General features: G+C 64.9%; 17 protein-coding genes. 10 read left to right on the top strand and 7 right to left on the bottom strand.

The window, feature by feature from the left end; all coding sequences use genetic code 11:
* Positions 1-15 precede the first annotated feature (15 nt).
* The 7 genes from WT16_RS25710 to WT16_RS25680 all read left to right on the top strand — a co-directional run bounded on the left by WT16_RS25710 (position 16) and on the right by WT16_RS25680 (position 5,647).
* Positions 16-1,551 (top strand): fumarate hydratase, encoded by a 1,536-nt coding sequence (locus WT16_RS25710; protein WP_015603323.1) that lies wholly within the window; start codon positions 16-18, stop codon positions 1,549-1,551.
* Between the two features lie 154 nt (positions 1,552-1,705).
* Complete coding sequence (gene bfr / locus WT16_RS25705; RefSeq protein ID WP_006028498.1) at positions 1,706-2,182, top strand: bacterioferritin; 477 nt, start codon at positions 1,706-1,708, stop codon at positions 2,180-2,182.
* 45 nt (positions 2,183-2,227) lie between these two features.
* On the top strand, positions 2,228-3,100 hold the full coding sequence (murI, locus tag WT16_RS25700) for a glutamate racemase (protein ID WP_059934832.1): 873 nt from the start codon (positions 2,228-2,230) through the stop codon (positions 3,098-3,100).
* A gap of 134 nt (positions 3,101-3,234) precedes the next feature.
* A complete protein-coding gene (locus WT16_RS25695; protein WP_009914377.1) occupies positions 3,235-3,474 on the top strand; it encodes a (2Fe-2S)-binding protein in 240 nt (79 codons plus the stop codon).
* Between the two features lie 222 nt (positions 3,475-3,696).
* The gene (locus WT16_RS25690) at positions 3,697-4,437 is read left to right on the top strand and encodes an energy transducer TonB (protein ID WP_041861969.1); all 741 of its coding nucleotides are present in this window, start codon (positions 3,697-3,699) and stop codon (positions 4,435-4,437) included.
* Between the two features lie 36 nt (positions 4,438-4,473).
* On the top strand, positions 4,474-5,205 hold the full coding sequence (locus WT16_RS25685) for a MotA/TolQ/ExbB proton channel family protein (protein ID WP_006028494.1): 732 nt from the start codon (positions 4,474-4,476) through the stop codon (positions 5,203-5,205).
* 13 nt (positions 5,206-5,218) lie between these two features.
* Positions 5,219-5,647 carry a biopolymer transporter ExbD gene (locus WT16_RS25680; protein ID WP_009914375.1) on the top strand — a complete coding sequence of 143 codons (429 nt, stop codon included), beginning with the start codon at positions 5,219-5,221 and terminating at the stop codon, positions 5,645-5,647.
* A 363-nt stretch (positions 5,648-6,010) separates the two neighbouring features.
* Here the strand turns inward: WT16_RS25680 and WT16_RS25675 are convergent, their stop codons facing one another.
* A complete protein-coding gene (locus tag WT16_RS25675; RefSeq protein WP_006028492.1) occupies positions 6,011-6,982 on the bottom strand; it encodes a LysR family transcriptional regulator in 972 nt (323 codons plus the stop codon).
* 123 nt (positions 6,983-7,105) lie between these two features.
* On the opposite strand from WT16_RS25675, the gene WT16_RS25670 reads away from it, so the two are divergent.
* The 3 genes from WT16_RS25670 (at position 7,106) to WT16_RS25660 (ending at position 9,000) form a co-directional block, all read left to right on the top strand.
* Positions 7,106-7,978, top strand: a complete 873-nt coding sequence (locus tag WT16_RS25670) for a pirin family protein (protein ID WP_006028491.1) — start codon at positions 7,106-7,108, stop codon at positions 7,976-7,978.
* Positions 7,979-8,098: 120 nt separating this feature from the next.
* A complete protein-coding gene (locus WT16_RS25665) occupies positions 8,099-8,584 on the top strand; it encodes an SRPBCC family protein (protein WP_006028490.1) in 486 nt (161 codons plus the stop codon).
* A 227-nt stretch (positions 8,585-8,811) separates the two neighbouring features.
* Positions 8,812-9,000, top strand: a complete 189-nt coding sequence (locus WT16_RS25660; protein WP_006028489.1) for a hemin uptake protein HemP — start codon at positions 8,812-8,814, stop codon at positions 8,998-9,000.
* A 300-nt stretch (positions 9,001-9,300) separates the two neighbouring features.
* Here WT16_RS25660 and WT16_RS25655 read toward each other — a convergent pair whose 3' ends face one another.
* The 6 genes from WT16_RS25655 to uvrB form a co-directional block, all read right to left on the bottom strand.
* The gene (locus tag WT16_RS25655; RefSeq protein ID WP_063534518.1) at positions 9,301-9,711 is read right to left on the bottom strand and encodes a heme-binding protein; all 411 of its coding nucleotides are present in this window, start codon (positions 9,709-9,711) and stop codon (positions 9,301-9,303) included.
* 59 nt (positions 9,712-9,770) lie between these two features.
* Positions 9,771-11,171, bottom strand: a complete 1,401-nt coding sequence (locus WT16_RS25650; RefSeq protein WP_063534517.1) for a 4Fe-4S binding protein — start codon at positions 11,169-11,171, stop codon at positions 9,771-9,773.
* Positions 11,168-12,010, bottom strand: coding sequence for an FTR1 family protein (locus WT16_RS25645; RefSeq protein ID WP_015602848.1), 843 nt, complete (start codon positions 12,008-12,010; stop codon positions 11,168-11,170). The genes WT16_RS25650 and WT16_RS25645 overlap by 4 nt, the downstream gene beginning before the upstream one ends.
* A 60-nt stretch (positions 12,011-12,070) precedes the next feature.
* Complete coding sequence (locus WT16_RS25640) at positions 12,071-12,400, bottom strand: cupredoxin domain-containing protein (protein WP_006028484.1); 330 nt, start codon at positions 12,398-12,400, stop codon at positions 12,071-12,073.
* A 59-nt stretch (positions 12,401-12,459) separates the two neighbouring features.
* A complete protein-coding gene (locus tag WT16_RS25635) occupies positions 12,460-13,011 on the bottom strand; it encodes an iron transporter (RefSeq protein ID WP_009914338.1) in 552 nt (183 codons plus the stop codon).
* Positions 13,012-13,234: 223 nt separating this feature from the next.
* The gene (uvrB, locus tag WT16_RS25630) at positions 13,235-15,325 is read right to left on the bottom strand and encodes an excinuclease ABC subunit UvrB (RefSeq protein WP_006028482.1); all 2,091 of its coding nucleotides are present in this window, start codon (positions 15,323-15,325) and stop codon (positions 13,235-13,237) included.
* Positions 15,326-15,546: the final 221 nt, after the last annotated feature.

Raw genomic sequence — 15,546 nt, 5'->3', positions numbered from 1 at the left:
CACAGAGCCTCAGCCATGACCGTCATCAAACAGGAAGACCTGATCCAGAGCATCGCGGATTCGCTGCAGTACATCAGCTACTACCATCCGCTCGACTACATCCAGGCGCTCGGCCGCGCATACGAGCTCGAACAGAGCCCGGCCGCGAAGGACGCGATCGCGCAGATCCTGACGAACAGCCGCATGTGCGCGGAGGGCAAGCGCCCGATCTGCCAGGACACGGGGATCGTCACGATCTTCGTGAAGGTCGGCATGGACGTGCGCTGGGCAAGTGAAAACGGCGGCGCGACGATGAGCGTCACCGACATGATCAACGAAGGCGTGCGCCGCGGCTACACGCATCCGGACAACGTGCTGCGCGCATCGATCGTCAACCCGCCCGAAGGCGCGCGCAAGAACACGAAGGACAACACGCCGGCCGTGATCCACTACGAGATCGTGCCGGGCGACAAGGTCGACGTGCAGGTCGCGGCGAAGGGCGGCGGCTCGGAGAACAAGTCGAAGTTCGTGATGCTGAACCCGTCGGATTCGATCGTCGACTGGGTGCTGAAGACCGTGCCGACGATGGGCGCGGGCTGGTGCCCGCCGGGGATGCTCGGCATCGGCATCGGCGGCACCGCCGAGAAAGCGATGCTGATGGCGAAGGAATCGCTGATGGAGTCGATCGACATCCAGGAGATCATCGCGCGCGGCCCGAAGGACTGGGTCGAAGAACTGCGCGTCGAGCTGCACGAGAAGGTCAACGCGCTCGGCATCGGCGCGCAGGGTCTCGGCGGCCTCGCAACCGTGCTCGACGTGAAGATCATGGCCGCGCCGACGCACGCGGCGTCGAAGCCCGTCGCGATGATCCCGAACTGCGCGGCCACGCGCCACGCGCACTTCGTGCTCGACGGCTCGGGGCAGGCGTCGCTCGAGGCGCCGTCGCTCGACGCATGGCCGAAGGTCCACTGGGAGCCGAACACCGAAACGAGCAAGCGCATCGACCTGAATACGCTGACGCCGGAAGAAGTCGCGTCGTGGAAGCCGGGCCAGACGCTGCTGTTGTCGGGCAAGATGCTCACCGGCCGCGACGCCGCGCACAAGCGCATCGCCGACATGCTCGCCAAGGGCGAGAAGCTGCCCGTCGACTTCACGAACCGCGTGATCTACTACGTCGGCCCGGTCGATCCGGTGCGCGACGAAGTGGTGGGCCCGGCAGGCCCGACGACGGCGACGCGCATGGACAAGTTCACCGAGACGATGCTCGCGCAAACGGGCCTCATCTCGATGGTCGGCAAGGCCGAGCGCGGCCCCGTCGCGATCGACGCGATCAAGAAGCACAAGGCCGCGTATCTGATGGCGGTCGGCGGCGCCGCGTACCTCGTGTCGAAGGCGATCCGCGGCGCGAAGGTGCTCGCGTTCGAAGACCTCGGCATGGAAGCGATCTACGAGTTCGACGTGCAGGACATGCCGGTGACGGTCGCGGTCGATTCGCAGGGCACGTCGGTCCATCAGACGGGGCCGAAGGAGTGGCAGGCGAAGATCGGCAAGATTCCGGTCGCGAGCGCGTAAATAGGAATGATTTTCAGGCCGGATTTCAATCCGGCCTTTTTGATGCGGTGGGTCCGTTCCGTCTTTCGGACATCGAACGGATTCGCCCTTGGCTTTTCAGGAACGAGCGTTTATCGTTCAGGGACTCAAGCCCCACACATCACAAGGAACGAACATGCAAGGCGACAAGAAAGTCATCGAATATCTGAACGCCCAGTTGAAAAACGAACTGACCGCAATCAATCAATATTTCCTGCATGCGCGGATGTACAAGCACTGGGGGCTCGAGAAACTCGGCAAGCACGAATACGACGAATCGATCGGCGAAATGAAGCACGCGGACTGGCTGATCGAACGCGTGTTCGTGCTCGACGGCCTGCCGAACCTGCAGGATCTGCACAAGCTGCTCGTCGGCGAGGAAACCGAGGAGATCCTGAAATGCGATCTGAAGCTCGAGCAGGTCTCGCAGGCCACGTGCAAGGAAGCCATCGCTTATTGCGAATCGGTGCGTGATTACGTGTCACGCGAAATCTTCGAGAAGATCCTCGACGATACCGAAGAGCACATCGACTGGCTCGAAACGCAAATCGATCTGATCGGCAAGGTCGGCATTCAGAACTATCAGCAGTCGATGATGGGCTCGCCGGAGTAATTCCCTCTCGTCGATATTTCATTCGGTTCACGCTCGGTCGCCCGCATGACGACGCCGCACACGTCCGATTCCCGCGTATCGCCCGCCCGCACGCCGATCGGCATCTTCGATTCGGGGCTCGGCGGCCTGTCGGTGTTGCGCGCGGTGCGCGAGCAACTGCCCGGCGAGGCGATCGTCTACGTCGCCGATTCGCGCCATGCGCCATATGGCCCGCGCGACGACGCGTTCATCATCGAGCGCACGCTCGCGATCGGCGAATGGCTCGTCGCGCAGGGCGCGAAGGCGCTCGTCGTCGCGTGCAACACGGCCACCGCGCAATCGATCGCCGTCGTGCGCGAACGTCTGCCGATCCCGCTCGTCGGCGTCGAGCCCGGCATCAAGCCGGCGGCGCTGCATTCGAAGACGCGCGTCGCCGGCGTGCTCGCGACGCAGGCGACGCTGCGCAGCGCACGCTTCGAAGCGCTGATCGCGCGCTACGCGGCCGACTGCCGTTTCATCCGCCAGGCGGGGCACGGCCTCGTCGAGGCGATCGAGCGCGGCGACACCGGCTCGCCCGAGTTGCGTGCGCTGCTCGCGGGCTATCTCGAGCCGATGCTCGAAGCAGGCGCCGATACGCTCGTGCTCGGCTGCACGCACTACCCGTTCCTCGACGCGGCGATCCGCGACGTGACGTCGAACCGCCTTCATCTGATCGACACGGGCGATGCGATCGCCCGCCAGCTCGCGCGCATCCTCGACGAGCGCGGGCTGCGCGCGCCCGCCTCGTCCCGGCCGGCGCCGCTGCCGCGCCTCTGCTCGACGAGCGACGGCCGGCATTTGCAGACGCTCGCCGCGACGCTGCTCGGGCTCGACGTGCCGGTCGAATCCGTCACCATTTCGTCTCCCAGCACGGCCGCGTCGGCCGCCGATCCGTCGTAGCCTCACCGCTGCGGCCTTCCCCGGAAACCCTTCCAAGCACCTGGTTTTGTTACAAAAAACCCGGAGCCGCGCTTGCCAACCCGTACAAATATAATGATAATAATTCGCATTAACGTTAGCTATCGCGCTCCATCATGATCGTCTGCGTATGCAAGTCCGTTTCCGATCGGAAGATTCGCGCATCCTTTGAGGAAGGCGCGGACACCTTCGAAGAACTCCAGTTCGAACTCGGGGTCGCCACCTGCTGCGGCAAGTGCGAGGAAACCGTGCGCGGGATCATGGCGGAACAGGGCGTTTGTGCGAGCCGCTGCGGTGTCGAGCACCCCGCGGCCGTGCCGGTCCCCATCATGTTCTACGAACGCAAGGCGGCTTGACCGGCGTGCCAGGATCGCACGCGGCGCCGCGCGCCGCGCTCTCGTTTTACCAGCCCGTCAGCAAGCCTGCCCGCGCAAGCCAACGGCCTACCTGTAAAGGAGCCCGTAATGGAATTGCTGATCGGATTCGTGACTACCGTGTGCATCTCTTTGCTGATTTTCCGCAAGTGATGCAACACTTCGCGGCGCTCATCACGCGCGCCGCCGTGCTACGAAGCTAACATGCAGGTTTCGAATTCCTTGCCGGCCGCATCCGCGCCGGCCTTTTCCCGTATGAATCCCCGCGTCGTCACCGCTGCCGCGACGGTTCTCGCCGGACACGCGCTCCTGCTCACCGGCGCGCTGCTGATGCGCAACGACGTGCCGCATCGTCCGCTCGAATCGAAGACGATCACCGCCGAGTTGCTGAGCGCGCCCGTCGCGCAGCCGGTCGGCATCCAGTCGGCGCCGGCGCCCACGCCGCCGAAGCCCGTCCCGAAGGTCAAGCCGAAGCCGGCGCCCGTCCCCCGGCCCGTCGCGAAGCCGAGCCCGACGCCGCTGCCCGTCACGCACGAGCCTGCGCCGAATGCGATCACCGCGCCGGAACCCGCACCGCCCGCGCCTGCCGCGCCCGCCGAGACGAGCGCGAAAGCCGTGCCGCCCGCGGGCGCGCCGGCGAACCGCCCGACGATGGAGATCGTCGCGCCGAAGGAAGGCGCGCACCTGACCTGCCAGATCGCGAAGGCCGCCTACCCGTCGATGTCGAAGCGGCGCGGCGAGACGGGTGTCGTGAAGGTCCGCTTCGTCGTCGGCCTGACGGGCAGGATCGAAAGCGCGCAGGTCGTCCAGAGCAGCGGCTTCCCGCGCCTCGACGACGCGGCGCTCGACGCGATCCGCTCGTCGCCGTGCCAGCCATATCTGCAGAACGGACAGCCGATGCGCGCCGCCTACACGCAGCCTTATGACTTCACTCTGACCGACTAATCTCAGCAACACCGAAAGAAACAACAAGGAAAGGAAATGCAAAGCTACGGAATCGCGCACGTGTGGGCGCAAGGTGACTTCGTGACACGCTCCATCGCGGTCGCGCTGCTCGTGATGTCGGTCCTGTCGTGGATGGTGATCGTCATCAAGGGCTGGAACGTGATTCGCCTGAAGCGCCTGTCGAAAGACGCCGAACAGTCGTTCTGGCATTCGGACGATTTCGACGAAGGCGTGAAGAAGCTCGGCCGCGCATCGTCGTCGGCGCAGGACAACCCGTTCCTCGCGCTCGCGCTGTCCGGCAAGGAAGCCTCCGATCATCACCATCAGACGCAGCCGCACCTGCACGACCGGATGGACGTGTCCGACTGGGTCACGCGTTGCCTGAAGGACACGATGGACGAAGGCATCGCGCGGATGCAGGGCGGCCTCGCGATCCTCGCGTCGATCGGCAGCACCGCGCCGTTCGTCGGTCTGTTCGGCACCGTGTGGGGCATCTATCATGCGCTGCTCGTGATCGGTGCGACGGGCCAGACGTCGATCGACCAGGTCGCCGGCCCCGTCGGCGAATCGCTGATCATGACCGCGTTCGGCCTGTTCGTCGCGATTCCCGCCGTGCTCGGCTACAACGCGCTCACGCGCGCGAACAAGAGCATCGTGAGCCGCCTGCGCCGCTTCGCGCACGGCCTGCATGCGTACTTCGTGACGGGCGCGCGCCTCGCGTCGTCGGCGCAGCGCGACGGGCTGCGGCTCGCCGCGCGCGCGAACTGAGCGGAGGCTTGCGATGGCAATGAACCCCAGCTTCGGCGACGAGGACGACGACGGCCTGATGAACGAGATCAACATGACGCCGCTCGTCGACGTCATGCTCGTACTCCTGATCATTTTCCTCGTCACGATCCCGGCGATGCACCATGCGGTGAAGATCGATCTGCCGCGCGCGAGCAGCCAGCCGGTCGAGGTGAAGCCGAAGACGATCGACGTCGCGATCGAAAGCGACGGCACGGTTCTGTGGGACGACCAGCCGGTGAGCGCGACCAATCTTCAGTCGCGCATCGCGCAAGCCGCGCAGACGAACCCGCAGCCGGAACTGCATCTGCGCGCAGACCGCAAGGTCGCCTATGAACGCGTCGCGGAAGTGATGTCGGCCGCGCAGGCAGGCGGCCTGACGAAGCTCGGCTTCGTGACCGAGCCGAAGTCGAACGCGAAGTAGGCGCAGCGCATCTCGCGTGCGATAAACGCACGCGGCCCCCAAAGTAAAAGGCCTCCATCGCCAGATGAAGGCCTTTTTTCATGCGCGCACGGGCGCCTTCGGGCGGCGGGCCCGGCGGCCTGACTGCTGCGCGTCGAGCAACGCGATGCGACATGCCGTGGTCTGCACGGACTTGCGCGGTCTGCCCTATCTGGCTCGCAACATATGCGGCCACCTTGTTTCGCTCGGCACCTTCCCTCACGAAATCGGGATTCCAATATAGGCCGGGTCGAGCACGCATTCAAGCGGCTGCCGATTGAAACTACCGATTGCGTGACTCGCGTCAAATGACAAAACCGATGCGCGCGCGATCTTCCGATTCCGTCAGAGCGAAATCCTCGTCTCCGCGTCCTTCGTGCCGCGCTCCGGACAGCCCGGGTCCTTGTAGTTTTCGTTGTCGAGCTTCTCGACGAGGTAATCGACGAACGCGCGCACGGCGGGCGGCATCCCCTGCCGCGACACGAACACCGCATAGAGCTGCGGCACAGGCAGCGTCCATCCCGGCATCACCGGCGACAGTTGTCCCGCGCGCAACGCGTTGCCGTACATCGATTCCGGCAGCGCGGCGATTCCGACCCCGTCGAGCACCGCTTCGCGAATCGTCATCAGATCCGCCGTCACAAGGCGCGGCTCGTGCTCGTGCGCGTGGCGCGTGCCGTCCGGCGCGATCAGGTTGAACACGTGCCGCCCGTCTCCGGACGGCGTATCGAGCGTGTCGAATCCCGCCAGATCGTCGGGCACGAGGGGCGGCGCATTCTGCTGCAGCAGGCTCGGCGCGCCGACGAGCATCTGCTCGGTGCGCCACAGCGGCCGCACGACGATGTTCGCATTCTGCGGCGGCTCGGATCGCACGCGCAGCGCGACGTCGATCGAGTCTTCGAACAGGTCGATCACGCGATTCGTCACGCGAATCTGCACGCGCACTTCAGGATAGCGGCGCAGGAATTCCGGCAGCAGGCGCGACAGCATTGTCTGCGACACCGTGACGGGCACGCTCACGCGCACTGTGCCGCGCGGCGCCGAGCGCAGTTGCTGCACCGCGTTCATCGCGGCCTGCGCCTCCGACAACATCGCCTGGCAATGCTGATAGAAGAGCTGGCCGGCCTCGGTCAACGCGAGCTTGCGGGTCGAGCGCTGCAACAGGCGCACGCCGAGCGTCGCCTCGAGCTCGGTCAGCCGCCGCGAAAGGCGCGACTTCGAGATGCCGAGCACGCGTTCCGCGGCCGAGAAGCCGCCGTGCTCGACCACCTGAGAGAAGTACATCAAGTCGTTCAGGTTATGTGCATCGATAGTCATTTCATCGTTCCAATTCCACAACGATCCATTGCGAATCGAGCGGATTTAATCGGCAATTCGCTCAATATAATAGCCTTACGTTGCAAAAATAACGTTATTTCCCATCACTCCGAGAGCTTTTCCATGACTATCGCCCGCTCGATCCAGCGTACCTACCCGGCGCTCCGCACGACGGAAGGCGGCGGCTTCGTGGTTCACCGCCCGTTTCCGACCCGCCTGCTGACGGATTTCGATCCGTTCCTGTTGCTCGACGAAATGGGGCCCGTCGATTACGCGCCGGGCGATGCGAAGGGTGCGCCCGATCATCCGCACCGCGGCTTCGAAACCGTTACTTACGTGCTGGAAGGCTGGTTTCGCCATCGCGATTCGGCGGGACATGCGGGCGCGCTCGGTCCGGGCGACGTCCAGTGGATGACGGCGGGCGCGGGCGTCGTCCACAGCGAAATGCCCGACCCCGAATTCGCGCGCCGGGGTGGCCGCGCGCACGCGTTCCAGCTCTGGGTGAACCTTCCGCGCCGCGACAAGATGATCGCGCCGCGCTATCAGGACATTCCGGCCGCGCGCATTCCGACCGCCAAATCGCCCGACGGCCGCGCGATCGTGCGGGTGATCGCCGGCGAGGCGTTCGGCGCATGTGCGACGATCGAGACGCGCACCCCGATGCTCTACCAGCACTTCACGCTGTCGCCCGGCGCAATCGTCGAGCAGCCGGTGCCGCCCGGCTTTCGCGTATTCGCCTATCCGATCGAGGGCAGCGGATTCTACGGAGCGGACGGGACGGAGGTCGACGCGCGCCATGTCGTCGTGTACGCGGAAGACGGCGACACCGCCGTATTCGCCGCGGGCGATGCGCCGCTCGACTTGCTGCTGATCGGCGGCGCGCCGCTCAACGAGCCGATCGTGCGCTACGGCCCGTTCGTGATGAACACCGAGGACGAGATCCGCGCGGCGGTTGCCGATTACCAGAGGGGCCGGATGGGCCGCATTTCCGCATAGACGGCGGCCGCCCCCATTGGCCGAACGGCAGAGGGCCGAAGCTCCGCCGCCGCGGCGGATTTGCGTCACAATAGCTTCTCGCGCCCGGCATGGGCCGCACTACAGAAGGAATCCGCCGCTTTGAACTTCGAACATCTGATCCAGATTAACGCCGCCGACAACCCGTCCCTGCCGACGCTGACTCGCGCGCAGCTGTGGGAAGGCCTCGTGCTGCGCGCCGAGCAGCCGCAGTTGTTCGTGATCGGCCTAGACAACTGCATCGTTCACGCGCGCACGGAAACGACGCTCGAGCGCGAACTGCACTATGGCAACGCGACGGTACGCGATCGCGTGACGTTCACGCCGAACGAGCAGGTCCGCTACGACATCCATGCGGCCGACGGCGAGATCGGCGGGTCGCTGACGATGACGATCGAAGAACGTGACGATCAGCAGTTGTTCCTGCGCTTCGAGTATCGGACGACGCTGCCTGTCAGCAACGACAGCGAGGACGCACGCCAGACGCAGGGGATCGTGAGGGAAGCCTACCGCGCATCCGACATCGACACCGTTCGCCTGATTCGCGAGTACGCGCAGGGCCGCAAGGACCCGGACCCGCTGCACTAACGATCCCTGGCGGCGGTGCATCCGTCGCCCTCTTTGTCTCCGCCTATCGGCAATCAGTTTTCGATCGATAAAGATACATTGTAAATGGGAATGGTTATCATTTAGTATTCATTCCATCGAATCGCCACTCACCGATCGCCTGAATGACCGAACTTATGCGCTCTACTACGCTCACGTTGCGCCGCACCGGCGGTACCGCACCCAGCAGCCGTTCCAAGGCAGCAGCGGTGACGACGCCGGCCGAATCGGCAAAGGCCATCGCGAAGCCTGCCGCCGCCGCAAGCGCAAGCGCCGGGCAGCGCGTAGTGAGCAGCGACGCGTTGCTGCAAGGCCAGAGCCACGTGAGCATCGCGCATAACGGCGAAACCTATCAGTTGCGGGCCACGCGCCTCGGCAAGCTGATCCTGACGAAGTAACGAACCGAGTATTGTGGGGACCACCTCTCCGAGAGGTGTTAGGCATTAGCCAGCCACAACGGCTTGCACGCGAGTCTAGACCCCTTCGTGCAAACATATTCAAGCAGCCGTTGCAGCAAGCCAAGCCGCTTTTTTTGGGTTCTCACTGCGTGAAAGAGAAAAGCGACGCGTCACCGGACGCGTCGCTTTTTTGTTTGACGGATGGGCGGAGACGGTCAATCGCGAAACGCACGAACAGCGGCTCGTCGATCGTCTCGACGCCGAGACAGACGAGCGACGCAATGTGCCGCACCGTGCCGATCAGCCGGCGTCGGTCAACGCGGCGATTCCCGCGCGGGCGACGGCCGCATCCTGCTCGGACTTCACGCCGGACACGCCGACCGCCCCGACCGTCTCGCCTTCGACGACGATCGGCACGCCGCCCTCGACGAGGCCGACGAGCGGCACGCTCAGGAACGACACGCGCCCTTGCAGCACGATGTCTTCGTAGACCTTGCTCTCGCGACGGCCAAGCGCGGCCGTGCGGCCCTTGCCGATCGCCATCTCGACGGTACTCGGCGCGGCGCCGTCCATCCGGTGCAGATGCAGCAGATGCGCGCCGTCGTCGAAGATCGCGACCGTCACGGACCACTGGTTCGCGGCCGCGAACGACTCGGCGGCGGCGGCCATCCTCTTCACGTCGTCGCTCGTCAGAACGGATTTGGTTCTCATCTCGACACTCCTTCGCGATGCGCGTCCATCGACGGCTGCATCATACCGCTCGAAGCGCGTCAGAATCCCCAGAACATCAGCCACCACGCACTATCGACCACCGCGAGCGCGGCGCCGAACCAGAGCATCGCGACGAGCCGCCGCAGCAAGCCCGCATAGCGGCCGGTGACCTGCCAGGCAAGCCACGCGCTCCACAGATTCGCGCCGACGAGAATCGCGATGCGAACATCCGACGCCCAGCCGAGCGGCACATGCTCGGCGCGCAACAGCGAAAGCGTCGTCGCCGACAAGCCGAGAAACACGCCCGCGCCGGCGAGCGGAATCAGCGCCTGCGCCAGATGATGGAGCCGCACGCGCTCGAAGCGGCCGAGCATTGCGGCGGCGCCGGCGAGCAGCACGGCGAGCGCCGTGCCGTAAGCGAGCCCCGTGCCGACGATGTACGCGATGACGAGCGAGCCGTCGAGCCACGAGAACACATCGTTGTGCTCGGGGTAGTGCGTGAAGATGAACCAGGGCGCGTTCGTATCGAGCGGCCACATGATGTCGTGATCGATCAGCCAGCCCGCGAGCGCCTGCTTGATCTGCACGAACCACGGGCTCACCGTCCAGTGGAACGCGCCGATCGCGACGCCGAGCAGGCCGTAGAGGATGAGCGCGGTGTCCCAGCCGCTCGCCTGCTTGTCACCGAGCGCGACCACTTCCTCGGACGGCGAGCGCGTCGTCAATTCGATCGCGCCGCGGTGGCCGCTGCATCGGCCGCACATGTGGCACGCCGCCGCGCCCTTCATGTTGCGAAGCGGCACGAGCGGCGCGCAGTTGATCGGAATCACGCGGTGGCCGTCCTCGCCCTTCTTGTACGAACGGCGCCATGCGTCCTCGTCGACCTTGTAGCGCAGCGGCGAAAGACGCGCGAGCAGCGAGAAGACGCCGTTCACCGGGCACAGATAGCGGCACCATACGCGCTTCTCGCGTCCGTACAGAAAGCCGATCACGATCGCGGCGAGCGTCGAGCCGCCGAGCACGAGCAACACGGCGCGCGGATACTGATAGACGCTGACCATCTGCCCGTAGATCGTCGTCAGGCCGAACGCGACGAACGGCCAGCCGCCCCAGCGCATCCAGCGCGGAATCGCGCGGCCGCGGCCGAACTTGCTCGCGAATTCGCTCAATGCGCCCTCTGGACACAGCACGCCGCACCAGACGCGGCCGAGCATCACCATCGACAGCAGCACGAACGGCCACCAGATGCCCCAGAACACGAACTGCGCGGCGAGCGTCAGGTTGCTCCACAGGTGCGCGGTATCGTCGGGCAGCGGCATGAACGCCGGCACGAGGATGAGGAGCGCATAGACGAGCACCACGGCCCACTGGATGCCGCGGATCAGCGCGCCGTGGCGCTGCATCCAGTGCCCGGCTTGCGCGACGAAGCTCGTGCGGCGACGGCCGACGACTGCGCTCATGCGGGCCGCCCCGCAGTCGCCGCCGGGCGGCGCGCGGCGCGCTTGATCAGCAGGTAGACGAGCGCCCAGTAGGCCGCGTACGCCACGAGATTCGTGAGCGACGGATGCGCGCGATAGCCCGTCAGCGTCGACACGAGCGAGCCGAACGTGCTCGAATCGTCGAGGATCGCCGACGTATCCCACAATTGCGCGATGCCGAGCGGCAGGATTTCCTTGTCGATCAGCTTGTCGACGCCCGTCTGGAACAGGCCTGCGCCGAGGAACAGCAGCATGATTTCAGTGACGCGGAAAAAGTGCCGCCACGAGAAGTACTTGCCGCCGAGTTGCAGTACGTAGAACGTCAGGAACGCGAGACCGAGGCCGATCAGCACGGCGAGCATCTGGCCGCCGTCGACGTGCCCGGACTGGCCGAAGCCGAGCCCGTAGAGGAAAATAACCGTCTCGCTGCCCTCGCGCGCGATCGCGAGCGCGACGAGCACTGCGACGCCCCACCAGTTCGCGTCCTGCGTGCTCTTCTGCAGCGATTGCTCCATGTCGCGCTTGAGCGTGCGCCCGTGGCGCTTCATCCATAGCACCATCTGCACGATCAGCACACACGCGATCAGCACCATCGCGGTCTGAAAGTAGTCCTGCGCGTCGCCCGACAGCACTTCGGTGAAGCCGACGAGCGCGGCGCCAAGGCCCACCGCCATCAGCAGGCCGACGCCAACGCCCGCCCACAGATAAGGCAAGCCGCGGCGCGCATCGTCGTCGCCGTTCTTCAGCCATGCATAGAGGATGCCGACGACGAGCAACGCCTCGACGCTCTCCCGCCAGACGATGAACAAGATCTGACCCATTTGTTTTTACCTCCCGGCGCCCGCCGCGCGGCACGTGCCGCGCGTCAAACGCGAAAACCGTTACTTCGCGACGATGACGCCTTGCGCCTGCTGGTGAAAATCGTCGAAAAACTTGTACTCGCCCGGCGACAGCGGCGCGATCACGACGAACGATTCGCCGCCCGGCGCGAGCACCTTCTCCTTGCGAAGCTGCACGCTCTCGAACTCGACGGCGCCCTTGCCCGTGTTGCGAATCTGAATCTTGATGCGCTGGCCGGCCGGCACTTCGATGCGCGCCGGATTGAGCTTGCCGTCAGCCATCTCGAGCTTGAAGGTCGGCAGATCGGCCGCGTGCGCTGCGCCCGCGATGAAAATCGCGGCGGCGAATGCGAATGCTCTGGGGAATGTCATCGTATTTCTCTAAAAAGACAGCGCGCTCATCGCGCGCTGTCCGTTTGCTGCTCGCGCGATCAGTACCCGCCCTTCTTGCCGATTCCGGCGAACGGGAAATCGTATTCGAGCGTGATCGGCTTGAACCACGCGCCGACGCCGGTTTCCTTGTCGACGTGGCGGCCGAACGCCATGTGACCCGTCTGCATCGGCGGCTTCACGACGAGCGTCAGGTGATACTTGCCGGGGCCGTTGAGCTTCACGTTGTCGCCGTAGTGCGGACCGTCGCTCGCGACCATGCCCATCAGATCGCCTTCCGACTTCCACTTCGCGTCGCCCTGCTTCGTCAGCTTGTATGCGACTTGCAGATACGGCATCCAGTCGCCTTCGGCGAAGCCCGTCGGGTTGTTCTTGACCGCATGGATATCGGCTTCGAGGTGGATGTCCGAATCCGACGCCTTGCGCATCATCCCTTCCGGATCCATCGTGATCGGCTGCAGGTACACCGCGCCAATCTCCATCCCGCCTTGAATCTGGTGCTTGCCGATCGGGTATTCGGCCGCCGTCGCCGACAGCGCAGCGCACGCGGCCGCCAACGCGACGCCGCTGCGGACAAAGGAAGAACGCAACATTGACACTCCTGTTTTTATCTCGTGTTACACGTCCCGCCCGCGCGGACCCGGAACCCGGGGGTGAGACAAAAAAAGCGATGAAGAACGCTAATGCGAACTATTCTCAATACAGGCGCAAGTGTAGCACCGAACGCCCTCCAAAACAAATGGAGATGCCGCTAAATCCCTGATCCGACAAGGCTTACAGCGAGATTAACGAATGCGGCGGGGCGCCGCGGAACCCTCATTCGACCCCGCTCAGATGATCGCCCACATTCGCGCCGAATACCCGTTCGCGCAGCAGCGCGAGCTGGTCGCGCGTCTGCGCGGCTTTCTCGAACTCGAGATTTTTCGCGTAATCGGCCATCTGCTTCTCGAGCCGCTTGATTTCCTTCGCGATCTGCTTCTCGGACATGTCTTCGAATTTCGCGCGCTGCTGCGCCTCCTTCAGTTCGGCGCGCGCTTCGTCGGCGTTGTAGACGCCGTCGATGATGTCCTTGATCCGCTTCACGACGCCGCGCGGCGTGATGCCCATCTCCTCGTTGTACGCGATCTGCTTCGCGCGCCGCCGCTCGGTCTCGTCGATCGCGCGGCGCATCGAATCGGTGATCCGGTCCGCGTACAGGAGCGCCTTGCCGTTCACGTTGCGCGCCGCGCGTCCGATCGTCTGGATCAGCGAGCGCTCGGCGCGCAGGAAGCCTTCCTTGTCCGCGTCGAGGATCGCGACGAGCGACACCTCCGGAATGTCGAGCCCTTCGCGCAGCAGGTTGATCCCGACCAGCACGTCGAACGTGCCGAGCCGCAGGTCGCGAATGATTTCGACGCGCTCGACGGTGTCGATATCGCTATGCAGATAGCGGACCTTGACGCCATGATCCGCGAGGAATTCGGTCAGTTGCTCGGCCATGCGCTTCGTCAGCACGGTGATCAGCACGCGCTCGTCGGCCTTCACGCGCTCGGTGATCTCGGACAGCACGTCGTCGACCTGCGTGCTCGCCGGCCGCACCTCGATCTCGGGGTCGACGAGCCCCGTCGGCCGCACGACCTGCTCGGCGGTCTGGCCGGACACGCGCCGCTCGTAATCGGCGGGCGTCGCCGATACGAACACTACCTGGCGCATCTTGCGCTCGAACTCGGGGAACTTGAGCGGCCGGTTGTCGAGCGCCGACGGCAGCCGGAACCCGTAATCGACGAGGTTCTCCTTGCGCGCGCGGTCGCCGTTGTACATCCCGTTCAACTGGCCGATCAGCACGTGCGATTCGTCGAGCAGCATCAGCGCGTCGGACGGCAGATAGTCGACGAGGGTCGGCGGCGGCTCGCCCGGCGCCGCGCCGGAGAAGTGTCGCGAATAGTTCTCGATGCCCTTGCAGAAGCCGAGCTCCTGCAGCATCTCCAAGTCGAACCGGGTGCGCTGCTCGAGGCGCTGCGCCTCGACGAGCTTGCCGTCGCGGTGGAAGAACTCGAGGCGATCGCGCAGCTCGTCCTTGATCGTCTCGACCGCGCGCATCACGGTCTCGCGCGGCGTCACGTAGTGCGACGACGGATAGACGGTGAAGCGCGGAATCTTCTGCCGCACGCGCCCCGTCAGCGGATCGAACAGGTGCAGCGAATCGACCTCGTCGTCGAACAGCTCGACGCGCACCGCCATCTCCGCGTGCTCGGCCGGGAAGATGTCGATCGTGTCGCCGCGCACGCGGAACGTGCCGCGCTGGAAGTCCTGCTCGTTGCGCGTGTACTGCATCGCGATCAGCCGCGCGATCACCTCGCGCTGGCCGATCCTGTCGCCCGTGCGCAGCGTGAGGATCATCTGGTGGTATTCGGACGGGTTGCCGATACCGTAGATCGCCGACACCGTCGCGACGATCACGACGTCGCGCCGCTCCATCAGGCTCTTCGTCGCCGACAGCCGCATCTGCTCGATGTGCTCGTTGATCGACGAATCCTTCTCGATGAAGAGGTCGCGCTGCGGCACATACGCTTCCGGCTGGTAATAGTCGTAGTACGACACGAAGTACTCGACCGCGTTACGCGGGAAGAACTCGCGGAACTCCGCATAGAGCTGCGCGGCGAGCGTCTTGTTCGGCGCGAACACGATCGCCGGGCGGCCGAGCCGCGCAATCGTGTTCGCCATCGTGTAGGTCTTGCCCGAGCCCGTCACGCCAAGCAGCGTCTGGAACGACAGGCCGTCCTCGACGCCTTCGACGAGCGTCGCGATCGCGGTGGGCTGGTCGCCCGACGGCGGATAAGGCTGATATAGCTGGAACGGGGATCCGTCGAACGTCACGAATTTCGATTCGTCGAGATCGTCGCGGGTGTCGGAATGATGTTCGGACATGTGGATGCGGGAGGCGGCGGGCCGAAACGGAGCAAAAGATCATTCTAGCGCTTCGACGTCCGGCCGGCTCCGCATCACCGTGCTCGGGATTTGGCGGCCGGACGCGCAAAAACCGCGCGCGCGGCCGAGACATTAGCCGAATGGAGACGTCGAATTCGTTACAATGGCAAGCTGCCGCGTTTCGCTTTCGCGCCGGACTGCCGAGCGTTGCCCGATGATCG

This window comes from Burkholderia sp. MSMB1589WGS (assembly GCF_001636105.1).
Classification (GTDB): domain Bacteria; phylum Pseudomonadota; class Gammaproteobacteria; order Burkholderiales; family Burkholderiaceae; genus Burkholderia; species Burkholderia humptydooensis.
Note: the sequence above shows the minus strand (reverse complement) of the source record. Positions and strands in the feature narration are given on the sequence as shown.

Coding starts and splice junctions, on each gene's coding strand:
- WT16_RS25710 (WP_015603323.1), top strand. CDS start 16: ATGACCGTCATCAAACAGGAAGACCTGATCCAGAGCATCGCGGATTCG.
- bfr (WP_006028498.1), top strand. CDS start 1,706: ATGCAAGGCGACAAGAAAGTCATCGAATATCTGAACGCCCAGTTGAAA.
- murI (WP_059934832.1), top strand. CDS start 2,228: ATGACGACGCCGCACACGTCCGATTCCCGCGTATCGCCCGCCCGCACG.
- WT16_RS25695 (WP_009914377.1), top strand. CDS start 3,235: ATGATCGTCTGCGTATGCAAGTCCGTTTCCGATCGGAAGATTCGCGCA.
- WT16_RS25690 (WP_041861969.1), top strand. CDS start 3,697: ATGCAGGTTTCGAATTCCTTGCCGGCCGCATCCGCGCCGGCCTTTTCC.
- WT16_RS25685 (WP_006028494.1), top strand. CDS start 4,474: ATGCAAAGCTACGGAATCGCGCACGTGTGGGCGCAAGGTGACTTCGTG.
- WT16_RS25680 (WP_009914375.1), top strand. CDS start 5,219: ATGGCAATGAACCCCAGCTTCGGCGACGAGGACGACGACGGCCTGATG.
- WT16_RS25675 (WP_006028492.1), bottom strand. CDS start 6,982: ATGACTATCGATGCACATAACCTGAACGACTTGATGTACTTCTCTCAG.
- WT16_RS25670 (WP_006028491.1), top strand. CDS start 7,106: ATGACTATCGCCCGCTCGATCCAGCGTACCTACCCGGCGCTCCGCACG.
- WT16_RS25655 (WP_063534518.1), bottom strand. CDS start 9,711: ATGAGAACCAAATCCGTTCTGACGAGCGACGACGTGAAGAGGATGGCC.
- WT16_RS25650 (WP_063534517.1), bottom strand. CDS start 11,171: ATGAGCGCAGTCGTCGGCCGTCGCCGCACGAGCTTCGTCGCGCAAGCC.
- WT16_RS25645 (WP_015602848.1), bottom strand. CDS start 12,010: ATGGGTCAGATCTTGTTCATCGTCTGGCGGGAGAGCGTCGAGGCGTTG.
- WT16_RS25640 (WP_006028484.1), bottom strand. CDS start 12,400: ATGACATTCCCCAGAGCATTCGCATTCGCCGCCGCGATTTTCATCGCG.
- WT16_RS25635 (WP_009914338.1), bottom strand. CDS start 13,011: ATGTTGCGTTCTTCCTTTGTCCGCAGCGGCGTCGCGTTGGCGGCCGCG.
- uvrB (WP_006028482.1), bottom strand. CDS start 15,325: ATGTCCGAACATCATTCCGACACCCGCGACGATCTCGACGAATCGAAA.